Raw genomic sequence first — 20,552 nt, 5'->3', positions numbered from 1 at the left:
CTCCCTTTTCGGTCGCCTGGGAAAATGTATAAGAAATAAGAACCGTACCTTAGCTAAAAGAAAGTCTCAATCATGTTGAGGGATAACCCTTTAATATCCATTATTGCGCTGAATTGGAACAATACCGCAATAACGTGTGATTTTCTTGTATCCATCCGGGAGCAGAACACCTATCCCCACATCGAGATCATCGTGGTCGATAACGCTTCGAATGAAGACCCTACCGCGGCCTTCCTTGACGTGTGTCCCCAGGCAAAGATCGTTCGCAATTCCGCCAATCTTGGATTCTCGGCGGGTAATAACGCGGGTATCCGGCAAGCATCCGGCGACTATCTTTTTATTGTCAATAACGATACTGAATTCACTCCGGGCCTGTTGGAAGGGCTGTTGGAGGCGTACCGGGAGCATCCCGATGCGGGGATCGTTTGCCCCAAATTCCATTACTTTTTCGACAAAGGGACGATCGAATATGCCGGTTATTACCCGGTGAATATTTTCACCGGGCGCAACAGTATGATCGGGTGCCGGGAGAAGGATCATGGCCAGTACGACCAGATGAAGGAGACGCATTATGCCCATGGCGGCGCCATGATGGTGCCGAGACGGATCATCGACGAAGTAGGCGCCATGCCGGAGGAATTCTTCCTGTATTATGAGGAGTTCGACTGGTCCGAACAGATAAAGCGGCAGGGCTATAAGGTCTATTACCAACCCAAGTCGCTGATCTATCATAAGGAATCGATGACGACGGGTAAGTCGAGCCCGTTGAAAACTTTTTACCTGACGCGCAACCGCATCCTGTTTATGCGCCGCAATACGCCTCCGCTGGCGTTTTCCCTGTTTATCCTCTACTTTGTTTGCTTCACCATACCCAAGAATACCCTGAGTTTCCTGGTGAAGGGCCAGAAGGCACATCTGACTTCCTTCTGGAAAGGCATTTTATGGCAATTCAATCGCACCATTACCTTTAACTGACAATCTATGTGTGGAATCACCGGCTTTGTGGATTTTAAAAAGAATAGCGGCATCGACGTGTTGCGCAAAATGTCGGATGCGCTGCTTCACCGTGGACCTGATGACGGTGGCTGTGAAGTGTATGAGGCGCCGGAAGCGGCCATCGGCTTTGGTCAGCGCCGGTTGTCGATCCTCGATCTGTCCCCCCTGGGACATCAGCCGATGCATTTTGGCGACCTCATCGTCAACTTCAACGGGGAGATCTATAATTTCAAGGAGATAAGGAAGGAACTAGAGGAAAAGGGGTATACTTTCACTTCCTGGTCGGACACGGAAGTTATTCTGAAGGGATATGATTGCTGGGGCATCGATGTAGTGCAAAAGTTTATCGGCATGTTCGCCTTTGCCCTTTATGACAAGCGGAAGCAACAGATAATCCTGTTGCGCGACCGGGCGGGCGTGAAGCCTTTATATTACTACTGGAATGAGGAAGTGCTGTTATTCGGCTCCGAGCTGAAGGCCTTGTATGCCCATCCGGCATTCGAGAAGAAGATAGACGTCAACAGTGTAGCGCTTTTCCTGCAATTCAGCTATATCCCGGCCCCGCATAGCGTCTTTCACCGGACGTTCAAGTTGCTGCCCGGTCATTACCTGACGATCGATCTTTCCAGCCGCCGGCAGCAGCTGACGAAATACTGGGAGGTATTCGATCATTATAATAAGCCCAAACTATCGTTGTCCGACGCGGAAGCGATAGAACAGACCGATAAGCTGCTGAAGAATGCCTATGAATACCGGATGGTGGCCGATGTGCCGGTGGGGCTATTTCTCAGCGGTGGCTATGACAGCAGCAGCGTGGCCGCGTTGCTCCAGACGGGCCGGGCCGAGAAGCTGAAGACCTTTACCATAGGATTCCACGAGAATGAATTCAACGAGGCGCCCGAGGCCAAGAAGATAGCCGAATATCTCGGGACGGATCATACGGAATGGTATCTCACGGCAAAGGAAGCGGGAAGCGTGCTCGACCGGCTGCCGGAGATATATGACGAGCCGTTTGCGGACAATTCCACTGTTCCGACGGTGCTGGTGAGCGTGCTTGCGCGCAAGCAGGTGAAGGTAGCGCTCAGTGCCGACGGAGGAGACGAGATCTTTGGCGGCTATAACAAGTTCAACCAGGCGGAGCGCTATACCAGCCAGATGCCGCCTTTTGTCCAGAGTCTGCTCAGCGGGACCATGTCGCTGATCAATCCCCAGTATATTCCCTTTTTCAACAGTAAATATAACTTTGCGACGCGCTATGAGAAGATGCGGCTCATCTGGAAGAGCCATGACCCCGTGAGCGCCGTCAAGTATATCAGCCAGTACATCACCGAGAAAGAAGCCGAGTCATTTCTTGGTCAGTCTTTTGAGCGCTATCATACCTTCTTCGAGGATGGCAGGCTGCTGGAGCATAATGACGGCACCGTCAACCGCCTGCTGGCCATCGATTACAAGACTTTTCTTGTCGATAACAACCTGGTGAAGATGGACCGGGCGACTATGTCGGTGAGCCTGGAGGGACGTGAGCCGATGCTCGACCACCGGGTGATCGAATTCCTGGCGCAGCTGCCGTCTTCGTTAAAGATCAGGAATGGGGTGAACAAGTGGCTGTTAAAGGAAGTGGTGCACCGGTATATCCCCAAAGCGCTGATGGAAAGGCCCAAGCGGCCCTTTATCGCACCGCTGATGGTCTGGTTCAGGGAAGACCTCAAAGAACAGCTGCGTTATTATCTTAGTGAGCGCTGTCTTTCGGCGACCGGGGTATTTGCACATGGCCCGATCATTCAATTACGTGACGAATATTTAGCAGGTAAAAAGGTGAATTACCAGAAGCTGTGGCAGGTGTTGATGTTTCAATTGTGGTATGATCGCTGGATTGAAAAGTTGTAACTATGGGCAATAAAATAAGGGTATTGGAATGTATCCGGCAGGGGAAGATCGGCGGCGGCGAGTCACATTTACTGAATCTGGTAGAATACCTCGACAAGAGTCGTTTTGAGCCTGTGGTGTTATCTTTTACCCAGGGGCCGATGATCGACCGGTTGCAGCAGATGGGTGTTGGGACGGATGTTATTTATACGGAAAAGCCCTTCGACCTGACCAAGTGGAGGAAGGTGAAGGAGCTGTTAAAGGAGAAGAAGGTCGATCTCATTCATGCGCATGGTACGCGTGCCGCCAGCAATGTTCTCTGGGCTGCGAGGTCGCTTGGGATTCCCGTTGTATATACGATTCATGGCTGGTCGTTTCACCCCGATCAGCAGACGTTATTACGGCGGATGCGGATAGCGGGGGAGACCTATATTACCTCCCGGACGGCGGTGAACATCTCGGTATCCCGGGCCAACCAGGTTTCGGGGAAGCAGCATATAAAGGGATTCGAGTCGGTGCTGGTGAATTATGGAATTGATCAGAAAAAATTCTCTCCGTCCAGTGTTTCCAAGGATGTGCGGGTAGAATTGGGCATCGGGCCCGACGCCCTGCTGGTGCTTTTTATTGCCCGGTTTACCAAGCAGAAACAGCCGCTGGCCATGATCAGGGCTTTTAAGGAGGCGGCAGATGCCGTGCCGGGGATGCACCTGTTGATGGTGGGGGATGGAGAGTTGCGGGAGGAAGCCCTGCGGCTCAGCGCCGACCTGGGGCTTGGGGACAGGATCACTTTCCAGACCTTCCGGCAGGATGTACCCGATGTTCTGGCGGCGGCTGATATTTTTGTATTGCCTTCGCTTTGGGAAGGCCTGCCGATCGGGTTGCTGGAGGCCATGGCTATGGGAAAGGCAATCATTGCTTCGGATGTGGATGGGACGGGAGAAGTGCTTAAGCACCGGGAGAACGGGTTGCTGGTGCAGACCGGGGAGCTGGTGCCTTCCCTGACGGAGGCGCTGGTGCAATTGGGCCACGACCGGGAGATGCAGAAAAAATTTCAACAAAGGGCCATAGAAACGATCAGCGGGCGTTTTAACGTAATCCGGATGGCCCGGGAGATAGAAGATATATATACCAATGTGTTAAATAAACCTCTAGCATAAAATGGAATTTAAAAAAGCTGTCGATATCAAGCGGGTGAACTTTATTGTGGATGCCTTGAAGGCCAACCTGCCCGAAGGGGCCGAGGTGTTGGATGTGGGCTGCGGCAACGGGGTGATCTCGCGATATCTTGGCGAGAAGGGGTTTGTTGTCCGGGGAGTGGATGTCAGTCCCAAGGCCATCGAGAAGGCGCGTAGTCTTAACACTTTCCCCAATGTCCGGTTTGAGGTGGTCAGCGCCGAGCAACTGGTTGCCGACGGGCAACGCTATCATGCGGTGGTGTGCAGCGAGGTTTTGGAACATTTGAATGATCCCGGGAAGCTGTTGAAGGTGTTGCACCAGATATTGCATGACGATGGCGTGTTGGTGGTGACGGTTCCCAACGGCAAGGGGCCGCGGGAGAGCCTGGTGACGAAGCCGGTGCAGCGGATGCAGAAGAAGAACGGCTGGCTTTGGCGGACCGTCAACAATTTCAAACAGTCCATGGGCTACAAGGGGACGACGGTGCAGTCTGACGCCGACGACCTTACGCATATTCAATTCTTCACCCGGCCTTCGTTGGAGAAGCTGGCCAGTGACAATACGTTCCGTATCGTCCGGTTTGGAAAGACCAATTTTATCGAAGATGTATTCCCTTTCTCTTTTGTTACCAAAAAGATCAAGATCCTGCAAAAGTGGGATTGCGCCCTGGCGGAAGTGCTGCCTTACCAGCTGACTGGTGGCTTTGTCTCCGTTTGGGAAAAGGCTAAGAACCAGTAAGCTTTCCGCGGGAGGTGATGATGGGCCGCAGGGTTACGGGGTCTTTTTGTTCCTTGCGGGGAGCCGCCGTGCGCTGATCGAGGCATCTTTGCAGGATGCCAGCCATTTCGCGGTAATGCGGGTCCATCAGGAAAGTCTTGTGGTCACCCGGAACCTCATGGACAGCAACGCCTTTCAGGGCATAGGGCCGCCAGCTGAGGCAATCGGGGTCGCTTACAAAATAGAGCCGGGTCTTTACCTTGAAGAGGTCGACTAAAATGTTGAGTGGCTCCATCTTATAATCGCGATAGGCGATCTCTATCTTTTCATTGACCTTACCGGCATTTTCGAGGGTGTTCAATTCGTTCGGCATATGGTGAAGGAGCCCCACTTTTTCCAGGGGAACACGCATTTTCCGCCGGAAGAAGGAGGATTGGTATTTTATCGTTTGACCGGGATGCCTGCCCAGGGACTGCAGGATAAAGAGCAGTTTTGGAAACTGGCGGCCGAACTTGCGGAGCATTCTCTTCCACAGCGGATCGAACTGTACCGAGGTATTGTCGGCGGCGGTGTCGAAGATGCCCAGCATTTTTACCTCTTTTCCCATGGCCTGGAGCTGGCGCGCCATTTCAAAGGCTATGAAGCCGCCAAAGGAGTAGCCGGCCAGGCAGAAGGGGCCATCCGGGTTATGTTCAAGGATCTCCGCAACATAGTGAGCGGCGATGGCATCCATATTGTCGAGGGGCTCGTCGATGCCGTTGAGTCCTTTTGCTTGCAGGCCATAGACGGGTTGGTCTGGGTCCATGCTCATAGCCAGGGCATGGAAGATGAGCACTGTAAGACCGCCGCCATGGACGATGTAAAGCGGGGTTTTGGAGCCTTCTGCCCGGATAGCAACGAGGGAGCTCCAGGACAGGTCTTTATCTTTTTGTTCGAGCCGTCCGGCCAATTGGGCGATGGTGGGGCATTCGACGAGTGTCGTCAGCGGCAGGCGTTTGTCCAGCGTTTTTTCCAATTGGGTCATTACCTGGATGGCGATCATGGAGTGGCCGCCCAGTTCGAAGAAATCGTCGTGGACGCTGACCTTGCTGAGTCCGAGGGATTGGATCCAGGAGGCGGCGATTATCTTTTCCAGCTCGGTGGCAGGAGGGGTGTATTCTTTTGGCAGGGCGCCTGTTTTTGCCACGGGGCGGGGGAGGGCCTTACGGTCGATCTTCCCGTTGGCTGTCAGCGGCAACTGCTGCATTGCAATGAAGTCGTTGGGGATCATGTAGGCGGGCAGCAGATTGTGCAGGCCTTTTTCCCATTCGCGTTGCTCGTTCAAGGGGAAATGGCTGCCTTCGGGAAGGCTGTTTCCTGTCGGAACGATATAGGCGACAAGACGCTGATCGCCGGGCCGGTCTTCACGGGCGATGACGACGGCTTCTTTTATTCCGGGTTGTTTGACGAGGCTGTGTTCTATTTCGCCCAGTTCGATGCGGTGGCCGCGGATCTTCACCTGGTGATCGATGCGGCCGAGACAAAGGATGTCTCCGGTTTCGAGGAGCCGGCCGAGGTCACCGGTGCGATACATCTTCGAGCCGTCTTTTGCGAAGGGATCGGACAAGAAGCGCTCGGCCGTGAGGGCAGGGCGGTTGTGATAGCCACGGGCTACGCCGTCGCCGCCGATGTAGATCTCGCCGATGGCGCCAAGGGCCACGGGTTTGGCGGATTCATCCAGCATATAAACACGCGTATTGTTGATAGGCCGGCCAATGGTGATCGTATCATCGCCGGGCTGAATCTGTTTTAGGGTGGACCAAATGGTCGTCTCGGTAGGACCGTACATATTCCACAGGGAGCTGCATTTAGTTACGAGGGTCTCTGCCAGGTCTTTTGGCAGGCCTTCGCCGCCGCAAAGCGCTTTCAGGGGCAGGTGATTGTTCCAGCCTGCGTCCAGCATCATCCGCCAGGTGGAGGGGGTAGCCTGCATCATGGTGATCTTTTCCATGCGGACCATGTCCAGCAGGATACGGCCGTCCTTTGCCGACTCGGCGTCTGCCAGGACGAGGGTGGCGCCGCTGATGAGGGGCAGGTATAATTCCAGTCCGGCGATATCAAAGGAGATGGTCGTTACGGCCAGCAGGCGGTCGGCGCCGGTGATGCCGGGTTCACGCTGCATGCTGAGCAGGAAGTTGACCAGGTTGTGGTGTTCGATCTCCACGCCTTTGGGTGTGCCGGTAGACCCCGAGGTATAGAGGATGTAGGCCAGGTCTGCTCCGGTGCCCGTGACGGGTGGGGTTGCCGGGTTATGCGCTATTTTATCCCAGCAATCTTCGAGGGTGAGGCTTTTTGCCTGGGAGTGGAACCGGGTGCGGTATTTACTGGTGGTGAGCAGGATGCCGGCTGCGGCGTCCTTTAACATGAATTCGATTCTTTCGTCGGGGTAGGCGGGGTCCAGGGGGATATAGGCGGCGCCTGCCTTCCAGATGGCGATGAGGGCGATGATCATCTCCGCCGAGCGGTCGAGGGCGAGACCCACGGCATCGCCTTTATGGACGCCACAGGATTGGAGGTAGTGCGCCAGGCGGCTGGACTTTTCGGCCAGGGTTTTATAACTGATGCTGATGCCCTCGAAAAGCAGGGCCGGGTGATCGGGGGTTGCCGCGGCCTGTTGGTCGATGAGGGCGTAGAGGGTCTTATCCTTTGGATAGTCGACCGAAGTATCGTTGAGGGTATCGAGCCGGTGGTTACGGGCGTAGGAATCCATCACCGGCAGGTCTCTGATGAGAGCATCGGGCTGGGTGGTGAGCTGTCGCAGCAGGTGTTCGAAACCGTCCATCATCCTGCTGATGGAAGAGGGTTTGAAGAGCTGGGTATTGTAAGACCATTCCAGGGTGAGGGCCTGTTCGGAGCCCGAGGCGTTGAGGAAGATCTCGAAGCTCTCGTATTCCCGGGGGTTATAAGTCATCCGGTAATGAAGGTTATGGAAGGCCACTCCGTTGTCGAGCCCCATGTCGATGTTGAAGACGACGGGGACGAGGGGGATGCGGGAAGGATCGCGGGCGATGGGCAGCCGCTTCAGAAGGCTACCGAAAGTGAACTGCTGGTGGTCGTAAGCGTCGAATATCTTTGGTTTCCGTTGCCGGAGGTAGGCAAGAAAGGAGATATCTCCCTTTGGCTGGCTTCGCAGGGGCAGGAGGTGCACGCAATGACCGACCAGGTTTTGGTAGCCGGAGTTGGATTGGCCGGCGGCCGGGAGGCCAAGGATAATGTCTTCCTGCCCTGTCAACCGATGGAGGAAGACCTCGAAGGCGGCCATGAGGGTCATGACGATGCTGCAGCCGGCGCCGGCGCCCAGTTTCTTTATGGATTGCACCAGCGACCCTTCGAGGGGGTAATCGTCCCGCTGGCTTTTATAGGTGCGCAGGGTGGGCCTGGGGAAATCCGTGGGCATATCGAGGACGGGAATGCTGCCTTTATATTGGTCGAGCCAGTATTGCACCGTCCCGATATATTCCGGGCTTTCGAGGGATTCCCATTGTTCGAGTGCGTATTGGCTAAACCGCGTGGCTTCCGGCAGGTTGGGAAGGAGACCTTTTGCATAAGCGGAATAGAGCTTACCCAAATCCTGAAGGAGGATGCCCAGGGACCATCCGTCGCAGATGATGTGATGGGCTGTGAGCTTGAAGAAATGTTCTTCGTTGCCCAGCCGGAACAAGGCCATCCGGAAGAGGGGGCCGTTGAGCAGATCGAAGGCTTTGCATGCCTCCTGCTGCGAGAAGTTGTCGATGAAGGCCTGTTGCTCGTATTTCGAGCGGGTGGACAGGTCTTCGAAATAAAGGTTGACCGGCAGCTGCCTGAAGACGATGATCTTGCGGCCGTCGGGGCTGAAAGCCGAGCGGAGGGCTTCATGCCGGGCAATGATATCTTGCAGGGCGCGGTCCATGGCTTCGCGGTCGAAGGCACCGGTGAGCAGCAGGGACACCGACTCGTTGTATGATCGGTTGGCGTCCTCGCCACCGAGGCGGCAGGAGATGTAGATCTCGAGTTGGGGCTCGATGGCAGGCAATATCCGGAGTATCTCGGGTCCGCTGAATGGGTCGAATTCTACCGGCAAAAGGTCGTTAGTTAAATTTCCCTGGTCCAATGGTTACTATTTAGTTCACTTGCAAATACTTCCCGGGGCGATCAGGATCGTTGATGAACCACGCGGGGTTACCTTCTTTGTCCCGGCCTAATCTGGCGCCGGGGATCAACGAAGTTTCTTCTACTTTAATGTCAGGGTTCTTTGAAAGGACCGTTGGATTGGTAATTTTGGTTTGGAGAAAGCCGGCGTCGATGAGTTGGGCGATGCTTTCCCCGAACTTTTCGATGATGGTGTCCACGTCCTGCCGACTGTGCGCTTCGGTGAGGAAACAGGGGAAACCGTCGAGGATATGGATACCTTTGTCTCGCATGAGGGTAAAGAGCAGTTCGGCATAGGAGATATCTTCTTTCCATTTAAGCTTCCAGAGAGAGCCAAATTGAGCTACAAACAGCGGCAGGCCATGATGCTGGCAGATGGCGTTGCAGGCATCGGCCAGGTATTTTGCCTTGTCGGTGAGCGACTGTTGCAAGGCCGGGCCTTTTGCCTTCATATATTCCAGCGAGGCTTTGGAGGCGGCCAGGGCCAGCGGGTGTCGTACAAAGGTACCAGCAAAATACGTAACTCCCGCTTCCGGAACAGAGGTATCGCCATATTTCCAGTCACCGCCGTCCAGCGCGTTCATATACAATTTCTTACCTGCGATGACCCCGATGGAAATGCCGGCGCCGATGACCTTGCCGTATGTTCCGAGGTCGGCTTTTACGCCGAAGAGGGCCTGGGCCCCCCCGGGGTGCATCCGGAAGCCGGTGATCACCTCGTCAAAGATGAGGCAAACGCCTGCATTCTCGGTGATGGTACGCAACTGTTGCAGAAATTCCACGGGTTGGAATTCGGGGCGGCGGCTTTGGACAGGTTCTACCAGGACGGCTGCGAGATCGTGTGCCCGTTCTTTTATGATGCGGAGGGTTTCTTCCGTACCATAGTCGAGGATAAGCATATTCTGTACTGCTTCGGGCATGATGCCGGGGGCGGCCGGGTAGGATTTGAGCTTTTTGGAGCCGCGGACGATGACTTCGTCAACGATGCCGTGGTAGGACCCCGCGAAGGCGACGATGGTGCTGCGGCCGGTAACGGTGCGGGCTATGCGCATAGCGCCCAGGACGGCTTCGGAGCCGGTGTTGCAAAGGGCGGCGCGGTCGAAGCCGGTGAATTCGCAGATGAGCTTGCTTACGGGGCCGGCCAATTCGTGTTGTGGACCTATCTCATAACCTTTGTCCATCTGTTCTTTTATCGCTTTGACGATGAAGTCGGGCTGATAGCCGAACATATTAGAGCCGAAACCGTTGAGGGCGTCGATGTATTCGTTGCCGTCGAGATCCCAGAGGCGGCTGCCTTTCGAACGGTTGACGACGATGGGATAGACGATCTCTTTTGTCTGGGGTTTGAAGCCGGTGACCACACGCGGGTCGGCCGTGTAGGAACGATGCTCGGCCGTGTAGCCTTTGCTGGATGCGGTCTTTGTGGTGTAGCGGGCAACCAGGTCATCGAGGAAGGACTGTTGCCTGGCGTCGAGTTCGCGAGCGGATCTATCGATCTTGGCAGTGGCGCCAAAGGGTTTCTTATGTTCGACTACTTCTTCGGCAGTGAGCTCGCCGTCTGTTTTGGGTTTGCCATTGGTGGATGGAGCCGGTGTGAATGTTGGGGCTGCCGATGCCTGCGGCGTCGCAACGACGGGGGCCGGTGCTGGTGCGCCGCCCTGGAGAAGGGCGATCTGTTGGGCCAGTAGTTGTATCTGTTGGGAGATGAGGCCGATGACTGTGTTGTTGTTGCCGGCCACAGGGATGTAGTTCACGGGGGCGGTTGCGGCGACTGGTTGTGGCATTGGGGCCGTTGCCTGGGGTTGTTGCACCGGGTCGGGGGGCAGGTTGGCGTCCAGGTAGGCTACCAGGAGGCTGAAGCTGCCATATTCTTCGTTCAGCTGCCGGAAGGTGATGGGCAGGTTAAAGCTTTTTTTGAGGTTGAGGGCCACCTGGGTCAGCAGGAGGGAATCGAGCCCGAGTTCAACAAAGCTTGCGTCGGCGTCGGCGGTTTGCAGTTCAATTCCGGAAGCGTCTTCCATGATCTCTTTTACTTTCCGGAGGAGGAGTTCTCGTGTACGCATGGGGGTGTGTTGAGTCGAATTATCGGTTGCGGGAGTATGTTGAGCAGGGGCGGCCTCGATGGTCGGCTGCACCTGAGTTGGTGGTTGCGGCGGGTTGACCCAGCAAGGGTGTTTTTCGAAGGCATAGGCGGGGAGTTCCAGTCGGCGGCGGTGCTGGCCGGTGTAAAAGGTTTTCCAGTCGGGCTGGATGCCGTTGAGCCAAAGTTGCCCGAGCGCTTTGAGGATGGCGTAGTAGTGAGAGGTGCTTTCTTCGGTATCGAGGCTGCTTATAGCGGCAGCCGGTTTTGCCGTGCGGTGCTGACGGACGAGGACGGAAGCGACCTTGCCGGGGCCGACCTCGAGCATCAGGCGGTTGCCGTTGTCCAACAGGGTGATGATGGCGTCGGAGAACCGGACGGTTGCCCGCAGGTGTCCTGCCCAGTAGGCCGGGTCGGTGGCTTCAGCGTCGCTGAGCCATTTGCCGGTGGCGGTAGATGCGATGGGCAGCCGGGGCAGGCTTAATGGTATGGATGCCACCAGTTGCCGGAAGGGCTCCACGACGGGGTCCATCATGGCAGAGTGAAAGGCATGGCTGGTATAGAGTGTTTTGTTTTGGACGCTCTGGTTTTCGAGCAGAATGGAGAAAGCCGTAATCTCGTCGGTTGGCCCGGATACGACGCAGAGCTCGGGGCTGTTGACGGCGGCAAGCGAAAGTGTCGAAGGCAGCAGGGGGGTGATCTTATGGTGCGGAGCGCGGATGCTCAACATGCTGCCGGCGGGTTGTTCGGCCATCATCCGACCACGGGTGGCGATGAGTTGTAACCCTGCTTCGAGGCTGAAGACTCCTGCCAGATGAGCTGCTACGAACTCCCCGATGCTATGCCCGGCGAAGGCGGCGGGGGTGATTCCCCAGCTTTTCCAGAGGCATGCCAGGGCGTATTCTATAACGAAGAGCGCGGGTTGGGCATAGAGCGTATTGTTGATGCGGCCGGCCGTCTCCGGGGTAACCTGCGCGGGGTAGAGGACCTCCCGAATATCTTCTCCCATGATGGGCTGGAGCAGTCGGGCGCATTCGTCTACCGCCTGCCGGAAGACGGGCTCATGCTGGTAGAGTTCGAGGCCCATGTTCACTTGTTGTGAACCCTGGCCCGGGAAGAGGAAGACGACACCTGCCGGGGCTTCCTCCAGCATCCCTGAAGTGGAAGGAGCCGGGGAAGGTTGTTGCAGCTGGCCGACCAGGTGTTTTTCGTCGGTGGCCAGGATGAAGCGGCGGGCGGCGAAGTTGGCACGGGTCGTTTGGAGGGTATAGGCGATATCGGCGAGTTCCCGGGACGCCGTAGCAGGGTCGGGGGTTGCCGATGCGAAAGCGGCCAGGCGGCCGGCGTAGGCTTCGCGGCTTTGCGGGGTCCTGGCGCTGAACGTGATGAGTTGCAGGGGCCGGGTGGTGGTAGAAGAAGGTTGGGCGGGTTGCTGCGCCTCTTCTACGATGACGTGTACGTTTGTTCCGCCGACGCCGAAGGAGCTGACGCCAGCCCTTCTTGGGCCGGTGCTTTGCCAGTCGCGGAGGGTCGTATTGACAAAGAAGGGGGTTTGCCGGAAGTCGATATCGGGGTTGGCCGAGCTGAAGTTGATGGATGGGGGAAGTTGCCGGTGCCAGAGCGCCAGGGTTGTTTTGATGAGACCGGCGACGCCTGCTGCGGCGGTGAGGTGTCCCATGTTGCTTTTGATGGAACCCAGCGCGCAATATTGTTGTTTTTCCTGTTCGCCAAAGGCTATCCGGAGGCCTTCGATCTCTATCGGATCGCCAAGGGGAGTTGCGGTGCCGTGGGCTTCTACGTAGCTGATGGAGGATGCGTCGATGCCGGCTTCGGCGATCGCCATAGCGATGGCGCCCGCCTGTCCTTCAGCACTCGGGGCGGTGAAGCTTCCTTTTCCGCCGCCGTCGTTGTTGACGCCTGCGCCTTTTATCACTGCATAGATGGTATCGCCGTCTTTTTCGGCCTGTTGCCTTGTCTTCAGCAGGACGACGCCTGCGCCGTCGCTAAAGGTGGTGCCCTGGGCTTCTGCGTCGAAGGGCCGGCAATGGCCATCGCGGCTGAGCATGGCGCCTTCCTGGTAAACATGACCGCTTCGGATGGGGGCGGTGACGGAAGCGCCGCCGGCCAGGGCGATGTCGCAATAGCCTTTGCGCAGGCTGTCCATGGCCTGGGCGACGGCCAGCAAGGAAGTGGAGCAACCCGAATGGACGCTGACGGCGGGGCCTTTCAGGTCGAGGATGTATGCAGTGCGGCTGGCGACATAGTCTTTTTCGTTGTAAGTCATCACCTGGAAGCCGCCTACCCTATCGACCAGCTCTTTGTTGGGGATGACGTTGTTGAGATAATAGCTGTTATTGCCCGAGCCGGCGAAGACGCCGATGGAGCCAGAGAATCTATCCGTGTCCGGGAGATAGCCTGTCTTTTCGAGGGCTTCCCAGGCTATTTCGAGGAAGATGCGTTGCTGGGGGTCCATCAGCTCGGCGAGGCGGGGGCTGATGCCGAAGAAACCCGCGTCGAAGGTGTCGGCGCCATCGATGATGCCGCGGGCCGGCACATAGTCGGGATCGTTGCGGAGGTCCTTGGGAATGGAAGCATCCAGTTCTTCTTTTGTGAAGAAGGAGACGGTTTCTTTCCCTTCTTTCAGCAGGGTCCACAGCTCTTCGATGGTGGAAGCGCCGGGGAAGCGGCCTGCCATGCCGATGATAGCGATGTCGTCATCCGCGGCGTTACCGGTGTTGCGGCGGCCATGATCTTTGGGCAGCCGCAGCCGGGTAGTTACGCCGTCTTCCAGCCAGGCGGCGAGCGCCTTTATGGTGGGGAACTGGTAGAGCCGGGTGATGGGCAGATCGAGTCCGTGTTGTTGTTGAAGGGCTGCTACGGTCTTCAGCGCCACCAGAGAATTGCCGCCCAGCTCGAAGAAATTATCTTCCGTGCCTATTCTGTCCAGCTGAAGGAAGGCGGCCCAGAGGGTGGCAATGATGGTCTCGGTTTTGGAGACAGGTGCTTTATAAAGAACGGCCAGGTCAGGTCGCCGGATCTCGGGTTTGGGAAGGGAAAGCTTGTCGATCTTCCCGCTGGTAGTATGGGGGAGCTCGTCGAGCCATACGAAGGCTGCCGGCATCATATAATCAGGTAGGGTGCGGGCGATGTGCTGCCGTAGAGCGGGGGTATCTTTCCTGCCGTTGCTGCTGACGAGATAGGCCACTAGTCTTTTTGTTCCGGGGACATCTTCTCTTGCGACCACTACAGCCTGTCCTACATCTGCCGCCTGGTTGAGGACGACCTCTATTTCACCCAGTTCGATGCGGTAGCCGCGGATCTTCACCTGGTGGTCCATGCGGCCGAGGAATTCGATGTTGCCGTCGGGCAGGTAGCGGGCCAGGTCGCCTGTTCTATATATGCGTAGTTGTCCTTTTTCGGGATGGGTCCACAGCTGGTATTTCTCTGCAGTGAGTTCGGGGCGGTGGAGGTAGCCTTCGGAGAGGCAGTCGCCGCTGAAGCAGAGTTCGCCTATGGCGCCGTCGGGCATGAGGCGCTTTCGCTCATTTTCAGGATCGAGGATCCAGGCGCCGGTGTTGTCGATGGGTGTGCCGATGGTGGGGAGAGGGGGCCAGGAGGCGGGTTCTCCACGGAGAACCAATTCCGTCACGACGTGGGTCTCGGTGGGGCCATACTGGTTGAAGAGTGTGGCGCCGGGGAGGGCCGAAAAGAAATTGACCACCTGCGGAGTTATTTTTAATTGTTCGCCGGCTGTCATTACTTCCCGGAGACAGGAAGGAAAAAGGTTGGAAGCGTCCGCCGCTTCGGTGATGTATTGAAGTGCAACGAAGGGGAGGAAGATGCGGTTGATGCCTTCCGTCCCGATGAAACGGAGTAATTTCTGTGGGTCGAGGCGCAGTTCGTCTTCGATGAGTATCAGTGTCCCGCCGGTTGTGAGGGTGGCGAATACCTCCTGGAAGGAAACGTCGAAGGTAAGGGGGGCGAACTGGAGGGTGCGGGTGCCGGCTGTGGCGGTGGAATGGCGTTGCTGCCATTGCAGCAGGTTGACCAGCGGGCCATGCCCCATGCAGACGCCTTTCGACTTGCCGGTGGAGCCGGAAGTATAGAGGATATAAGCAAGGAACGGGTTACGCTGAGGTGTAACCGTTAGATCAGCCGCCGAAGAAGCTTCGGCGTCGAAGGGCATAGGCTCCAGCCCTTGCAGGGAAGCGAGAACGGCTTCTTCTTCCGTCCGCATGCACAGGCAGGTGTCGATGCCGGAATCCGAAACGATCTGTTGTAAGCGATCCACCGGGTAGGAAGGATCGAGTGGCAGATAGGCTTTCCCCGAACGGAGGATGGCGAGGACACCGACGATCATTTCGGGCCGGCGGATGGTGCTGATGCCTATGGCTGCGGAGTTGGGCGATCGGGTGATGATAGCTTGTGCAAGGCGGGTTGCTTCGCGGTCGAGGTCTGCGTAAGTGAGGATGCGATCGCCAAAGCGCACGGCGGGGAGGCCGGGAGTCTGACGAAACTGACGATCAAACAGTGAATGAATGGACAGTTCCATAGCTACTACGATAAAGCGGTTAGCATCTCCGCGCAGAATCTATGTCTGCCGCGTATTTTAGGGGTTTTGATAGACTATCAAATATACGAATTGCATTGCGATTTTTTTAGTCTTTTGGTTCATTTGGGCATAAAAAATTAAGTAAAAATGCCTATCTTGTAGACAGAATACCCAAAACCAGTAACCCCTTTTATGCTGCAGGAAAAAGTACAGCAGTCAACCTTTTCCAAGACCGCCGGGTCCATCGACCGCCGGGAGAACCTGTCCCGGAAAGAGCTGATAAAAGAATATATCGAACCCTCGCGGCCGGTGATCCTTACGGACACTGCAAATAAATGGCCCGGGATGGGGAAGGTCACGCCTGAATTCATCAAGGAAAATTACGGTCACCTTAAGAAGAAGATCAAGGGGGTAGAATACAGTTTTGCCGACCTGATCGATAGGGTATTGGTCTCATCTGCCGAGAATCCGGCGCCCTACCCGTTTAGTATCAATGTGGAGTATTATTGCCCCGAATTAAGAAAAGAATTCAAGCCGGAGATCGTGTATAGTAAGATCGACCGGATCAACCATCCACTGCTCCCCCGGTTTATGATGCATGGCACGGAGGTGTACGAAATATTTGTTGGCGGCAAAGGGGCGGCTTTTCCTTTCCTGCATATCGATGAACTATACCTGCACAACCAGGCGACGATGTTATATGGCAGTAAGGAATTTATTCTTTATTCCCCCGACCAGGCTCCATATATGTATCCGCAGCCGCACAATCCCAAAGTGTCGCAGGTGGATGCGGTGAATCCGGATTACGAGCGCTTCCCCTTGTTTCGGGAAACGAGGCCTATGCGGGTGACGATATACCCTGGTGAGACCTTGTTATTCCCTACCGGGTGGTGGCATATTACCCAGATACATGAGCCTTCCATCTCCATTGGGCGTTGTCATTTAAGTCACGCTAACTGGGATGCCTATGTCCGGGATGAAGCCAAGGTGTGGCGGCGGAAGGAAAACGCTACATCATCCTTTATGGCGCTGGCTGTGTTGGCGTATGGCAAAGTGCTCGGGAAGATCATGGACATCCAGGAATCATTTGTGCGCTGATGATAGACCCCGGGGGGCTACCATTGCTAAGATCGTTTTGTCCCCAGTGCATCGCCTAGTTTACACGTCTGGCCGGCGAGCCAGGCATAGCTGTACATGGTGATCGCCTTCATTGTTCCCTGCCGCTTTTTGAACATCCAAACATCTTTCATGAAATCTTTGTAGTTCTTTCGATTCAGCTGATCGAAAGCCACGGAGATAGTTGGCGTCAGCGAGTAGGCGCTGTGCCATGTTCCGAAGGGAATGAAGAGCGTTTCGCCGGCTCCAACGGTGAAGTGGATGGGAGTGGCGTTGCGGTATTTGGGGTGTTTCCCGAAGTCGGGTTCGAAGATGTTGATATCAGAGCGCCAGGGATCGTCGGGTTTCGGATAGAGGAATTCTTCCTGGCCGCGGGGGAAAACGGTGAAGCGTTTTTCGCCATAGAGCTGGTTTATCCAGGCGCTGAGATGATAGTAGTCGAGGTGGACATAAGGGAACCTTCCACCGGGGCCCCCGATGAAGAGTTCGGTGACGCCGCCCCAGTGGCCTCTTTTGAACCATTTACTCTCCAACCAATTAGGCACGGCGTAGTTGAGGCTGAGGGGTTGCAGCAGGGGAGTGAGTTCGGGCAGCGTTTCCGGGATATTGAAGATAATGGGATAGGGAGCAGGGTTTTGTTCGGTGCTGTTCTGCACCAGATCGAGCACTTCGCGCATGGTGTAGTTCTTGCCTTTCACTTCTGTCGTGCGATCGGGATAGTTTTCGCGGAACCAATCGGGTGTAAAGAGACCATTTGCTTTCCAGACCTTGGATGCATTCTTAAAGACGACTGGAGTTCCGGTCATGTAGAACTCGTTATAAAATTCTTTGGGGGTGATGTCGTCGACTCGCTGCACTTCCATTTTGCGGGGTTTATGAATGAAAAATACTTCTTTTTTTTATATAGTTCTGATAAAAATCAGGGTAGAACTGGACTGCGTAAACAAAGGTATTCAGGAAGTTTATCTTTAGCAGCTGTGCGAGGATAATCTGCATCACGATGAAAAAAAGGATGCAGGCCGTGAGCGTTGCGTATACGGCGCCCAATATTCCGAAGGCGATGATGAAATACCAGGTGAGAACCAGTTCGACTGTCGTGAACAGGATGATGATGATGAAGTTGATGCGGGGTTTGCCGATGGAGTCGAGGATGGTGCCGAAGAGCCGGCTGAAGGGAGTCAGCAGGCAATAGAGGACAGTGAGCCGGATGATGGGTATGGTTTCCGGGTATTTGCTACCAGCGATGACGTGGACTACGAAGCCCGGAAAGAAAAAGAGGATGGCGAGTGATGGAATGAGGATGGCCAGCAGCGTGCCGACAGATTTCTCATAGAGGTATTTTATTGCACCCTTGCCTTCGCTGGCGAAGCGTTTGGAGCTTTGGGGGAAGACGATGGTTCCAAGGGCATTGGTAGGAACTTCGGTGAGCGTGGTGATTCGGATGGCTACGTTGAAGGCCCCTGCCGCATCGGCCGACAGGAGGGCGCCCAGCATCATCTGGTTGATGGTGCCGGTGAGGATGCCGCTGATGTTGGTGCCGAAGACGTATTTGCCATAGCCGAATAGTCTTTTTGCCCAGGCGTAGTCGATCTTCCTGGTGAGGATCAGGTTTTTGCGGACGAAGCCATATTGAACGAACAGTGCGACCAACGCGCAGGCAGCCTGTACCCAGATGAAGTTCATCAATCTTCCGGGCCAATGCAGGAAGAAGGCCAGCACGATGTAGACGAAGAAGCCGCCCTGCCGGATCACGCTGCTGGTGAGTACGCCTTTGAAGCTGAGGTTGGCCTGCTCAACCCATTGCAACTGATAAAGGATACCCTGCAGCAGGTAGACGAGGTTGAAGGCATAGAACATGCCGATGAGTTGGTTGTCATGCCAGATGTGGGCCAGGTAGCCGGCAATGCTGATGTTGACGATGATGCAAACCAGCATCAGGGCCCCGCTGAGATAAAAGGAGGCCGAAAGGATGGCGGGATGATCTTTTTCGGTGTGGTCGGAAAGGTATTTGATGAGTGCGTTTTGGATCATGCCACTGCGTGCCGAGTCGAAGATCGTGGTGGTGGCGATGAAGAGGGACCAGATGCCAAAGGTATGTTTGTCCAGCATGCGGACAAGGAGATAAAAGCTGCCAAACCCGAAGAGCAGATTCTGGAAATTGATCATCAGGCTCAGGAACCCGGATTGAAGCCAATAGCGCCGATTAGATGTAGTCATGGTATTGTAAGCCTTTCCGTCTGGCTACATTTTTATGCAATATAGCGAGTACGAATCGTTTTTATAGACTAACCGGCTGTCGAACCCGGAGAGCGTAGCAGGATTACTAAAAGTTGCATTAGATAGCAGGATAAAGTTGACCTGGTAGTCGTCGAACAATTTCTTTGCGGATGAAGGCTGTCCCGTCTTCAGGTAGGACAACATGCTGTTGCGGGCGTTCTCCCGTTGCCAGAAATCCACGTAGGGGTTGGAGTAGGTGATGCCGTTGGAGACCATCTTTCTTGCCGTCGCCATCACGGGAAAGATGCTGGTTGTCTCTTCGCAGAGGATCACTTTATCCTGTGGGACGTTATTTAGAATATAATCATAGGTCTGGATCTTGTCTGTGGCCTTGTCCATGAGCAGGTTTTGGGTACGATAGAAAACAAAGTCCTGGCGGTTGCGGTAAAAGGGGTAGTAGATGATCGCGCAAAGGAGGACGGCAAAGGCCAGGAGTCCGTCCTTTAGCTGTGGGGCGCGAATGGCTTTTATCCTGCTGAAGCCGTATTGCAGGAGGAACACCAGACCAAAGCCATAGAAGACGGATTGCGCTGCCTTCAGGTAAAAGAAATAATGAAAGGCGGGGACGGTGCCGGGCAGGTGTATATTATAGTTGCGGTCGAGCGAGCTTACTGCGGTGGAATAGACGAAGAGCAGGATGGCGAGTGCGGGCCAGGCCAGAAAGATCTTTCGGCTCACGGGTTGATGGATGTTGCGGAAGAACCAGACCACGCCGATGACCGCGATGAGGAGGGCGATTCCGACGTTCATGCGGAAAAGGGTGGGCAGGTTACGGAAGATGAACAGGTCTTCCACGAATTCGAAGGGTATGCGATTGATAAATTTCAGGTGATATTTACCAACGATGAAATACAACAGGGGCATGGAGAATAGGACGAACAGGATGAGGACGACGGCTCCCTGCAGAATATATTTTCTTATGGCTGCATAGTCTTTTTCGCGGAAGCTTTTCAGGATGTTGCCGGTTTGAAGGATCACCAGGATGAGGATGATAATTATCGTCGGCGCAGTGTGGCCGAGGAAGCTGATGCCAAGCGTGGCCCCGAGGATGGGGAACCAGTAAAACTTTTGCGTGGTGAAGGCCTTATAGCAGAAGATGACGTTGCCGTAGAAGATGGCCTGGGTGAAGGACCCCGGGTAGAGCCAGGGAGAGTAGGTAGCTGCGTCGAAGGTATAGTGGTTACCGGAGGCGAGGAAGAGATAGGACAGCAACCCGGCAGCAGCTATGCGCCAGTCGAAAAGTGTGACCAGCATGAGGGTGAAAGTAATGGGGGCAAGGAGGTTGAGATAGACGCCCGCTTTTGCAAAGGCCAGATTGAGCGGCAGGCCGGTGAATTTTACGATAAGCGTCTCGACCCCGGTGAGCAGGGGGTTATACCAAAGATAATTGTTGAGGTAATTGGGGTCTTTGCCAAAATGACCGTAGAGATTTTCCTGAACGCAGGACATGTCACGATAATAGTCCGGATCGAAGAACCAATGAATGCCATCAGCAGCGTTGTAGCATTGGATGAAGGCCAGCACAAGCATGAGCACACAAGCCGCAATAAGGGCGAGTCTTCCTGTTTTAGGGATGTCGTTTGATGGGGTCATAATGGGGTTTAT

At 55.2% G+C, this 20,552-nt stretch carries 10 protein-coding genes; 5 read left to right on the top strand and 5 right to left on the bottom strand.

All coding sequences use genetic code 11. The annotated features are described in order from the left end of the window. Positions 1-72: 72 nt before the first annotated feature. Genes IEY39_RS23160 through IEY39_RS23145 form a run of 4 tightly spaced genes read left to right on the top strand, consistent with a single transcriptional unit; the run spans position 73 to position 4,776 of the window. Complete coding sequence (locus IEY39_RS23160) at positions 73-975, top strand: glycosyltransferase family 2 protein (RefSeq protein WP_188936196.1); 903 nt, start codon at positions 73-75, stop codon at positions 973-975. Between the two features lie 6 nt (positions 976-981). Further along, the gene (gene asnB / locus IEY39_RS23155; protein ID WP_188936194.1) at positions 982-2,883 is read left to right on the top strand and encodes an asparagine synthase (glutamine-hydrolyzing); all 1,902 of its coding nucleotides are present in this window, start codon (positions 982-984) and stop codon (positions 2,881-2,883) included. 2 nt (positions 2,884-2,885) lie between these two features. Beyond that, positions 2,886-4,019 carry a glycosyltransferase family 4 protein gene (locus IEY39_RS23150; RefSeq protein ID WP_188936192.1) on the top strand — a complete coding sequence of 378 codons (1,134 nt, stop codon included), beginning with the start codon at positions 2,886-2,888 and terminating at the stop codon, positions 4,017-4,019. A 1-nt stretch (position 4,020) separates the two neighbouring features. Then, positions 4,021-4,776 (top strand): class I SAM-dependent methyltransferase, encoded by a 756-nt coding sequence (locus IEY39_RS23145; protein WP_188936190.1) that lies wholly within the window; start codon positions 4,021-4,023, stop codon positions 4,774-4,776. Here the strand turns inward: IEY39_RS23145 and IEY39_RS23140 are convergent. Both IEY39_RS23140 and IEY39_RS23135 read right to left on the bottom strand, forming a co-directional pair. Continuing rightward, entirely contained in the window at positions 4,763-8,854 is a 4,092-nt protein-coding gene (locus IEY39_RS23140) for a non-ribosomal peptide synthetase (RefSeq protein WP_229689048.1), read from the bottom strand. The genes IEY39_RS23145 and IEY39_RS23140 overlap by 14 nt on opposite strands. A gap of 40 nt (positions 8,855-8,894) precedes the next feature. Then, positions 8,895-15,554: a polyketide synthase gene (locus tag IEY39_RS23135; protein ID WP_188936186.1), complete on the bottom strand. Its 6,660-nt coding sequence runs from the start codon at positions 15,552-15,554 to the stop codon at positions 8,895-8,897. A gap of 192 nt (positions 15,555-15,746) precedes the next feature. Here IEY39_RS23135 and IEY39_RS23130 point away from each other — a divergent pair, with 192 nt between their 5' ends. Beyond that, positions 15,747-16,652: a cupin-like domain-containing protein gene (locus tag IEY39_RS23130; protein WP_188936184.1), complete on the top strand. Its 906-nt coding sequence runs from the start codon at positions 15,747-15,749 to the stop codon at positions 16,650-16,652. 26 nt (positions 16,653-16,678) lie between these two features. Here IEY39_RS23130 and IEY39_RS23125 read toward each other — a convergent pair whose 3' ends face one another. The 3 genes from IEY39_RS23125 to IEY39_RS23115 are packed head-to-tail and all read right to left on the bottom strand — an operon-like array spanning position 16,679 to position 20,540. Then, a complete protein-coding gene (locus IEY39_RS23125) occupies positions 16,679-17,533 on the bottom strand; it encodes a cupin-like domain-containing protein (RefSeq protein WP_188936181.1) in 855 nt (284 codons plus the stop codon). 10 nt (positions 17,534-17,543) lie between these two features. After that, the gene (locus IEY39_RS23120) at positions 17,544-18,887 is read right to left on the bottom strand and encodes a flippase (RefSeq protein WP_188936179.1); all 1,344 of its coding nucleotides are present in this window, start codon (positions 18,885-18,887) and stop codon (positions 17,544-17,546) included. Between the two features lie 24 nt (positions 18,888-18,911). Further along, on the bottom strand, positions 18,912-20,540 hold the full coding sequence (locus IEY39_RS23115; RefSeq protein ID WP_188936177.1) for a hypothetical protein: 1,629 nt from the start codon (positions 20,538-20,540) through the stop codon (positions 18,912-18,914). Between the last annotated feature and the right edge of the window lie 12 nt (positions 20,541-20,552).

Source organism: Puia dinghuensis, assembly GCF_014642875.1.
Lineage (GTDB): Bacteria > Bacteroidota > Bacteroidia > Chitinophagales > Chitinophagaceae > Puia > Puia dinghuensis.
Note: the sequence above shows the minus strand (reverse complement) of the source record. Positions and strands in the feature narration are given on the sequence as shown.

Excerpts from the sequence above, each read along its gene's own strand:
- IEY39_RS23125 (WP_188936181.1), bottom strand. The coding sequence starts at position 17,533 with ATGGAAGTGCAGCGAGTCGACGACATCACCCCCAAAGAATTTTATAAC.
- asnB (WP_188936194.1), top strand. The coding sequence starts at position 982 with ATGTGTGGAATCACCGGCTTTGTGGATTTTAAAAAGAATAGCGGCATC.
- IEY39_RS23150 (WP_188936192.1), top strand. The coding sequence starts at position 2,886 with ATGGGCAATAAAATAAGGGTATTGGAATGTATCCGGCAGGGGAAGATC.
- IEY39_RS23160 (WP_188936196.1), top strand. The coding sequence starts at position 73 with ATGTTGAGGGATAACCCTTTAATATCCATTATTGCGCTGAATTGGAAC.
- IEY39_RS23145 (WP_188936190.1), top strand. The coding sequence starts at position 4,021 with ATGGAATTTAAAAAAGCTGTCGATATCAAGCGGGTGAACTTTATTGTG.
- IEY39_RS23120 (WP_188936179.1), bottom strand. The coding sequence starts at position 18,887 with ATGACTACATCTAATCGGCGCTATTGGCTTCAATCCGGGTTCCTGAGC.
- IEY39_RS23130 (WP_188936184.1), top strand. The coding sequence starts at position 15,747 with ATGCTGCAGGAAAAAGTACAGCAGTCAACCTTTTCCAAGACCGCCGGG.
- IEY39_RS23115 (WP_188936177.1), bottom strand. The coding sequence starts at position 20,540 with ATGACCCCATCAAACGACATCCCTAAAACAGGAAGACTCGCCCTTATT.
- IEY39_RS23135 (WP_188936186.1), bottom strand. The coding sequence starts at position 15,554 with ATGGAACTGTCCATTCATTCACTGTTTGATCGTCAGTTTCGTCAGACT.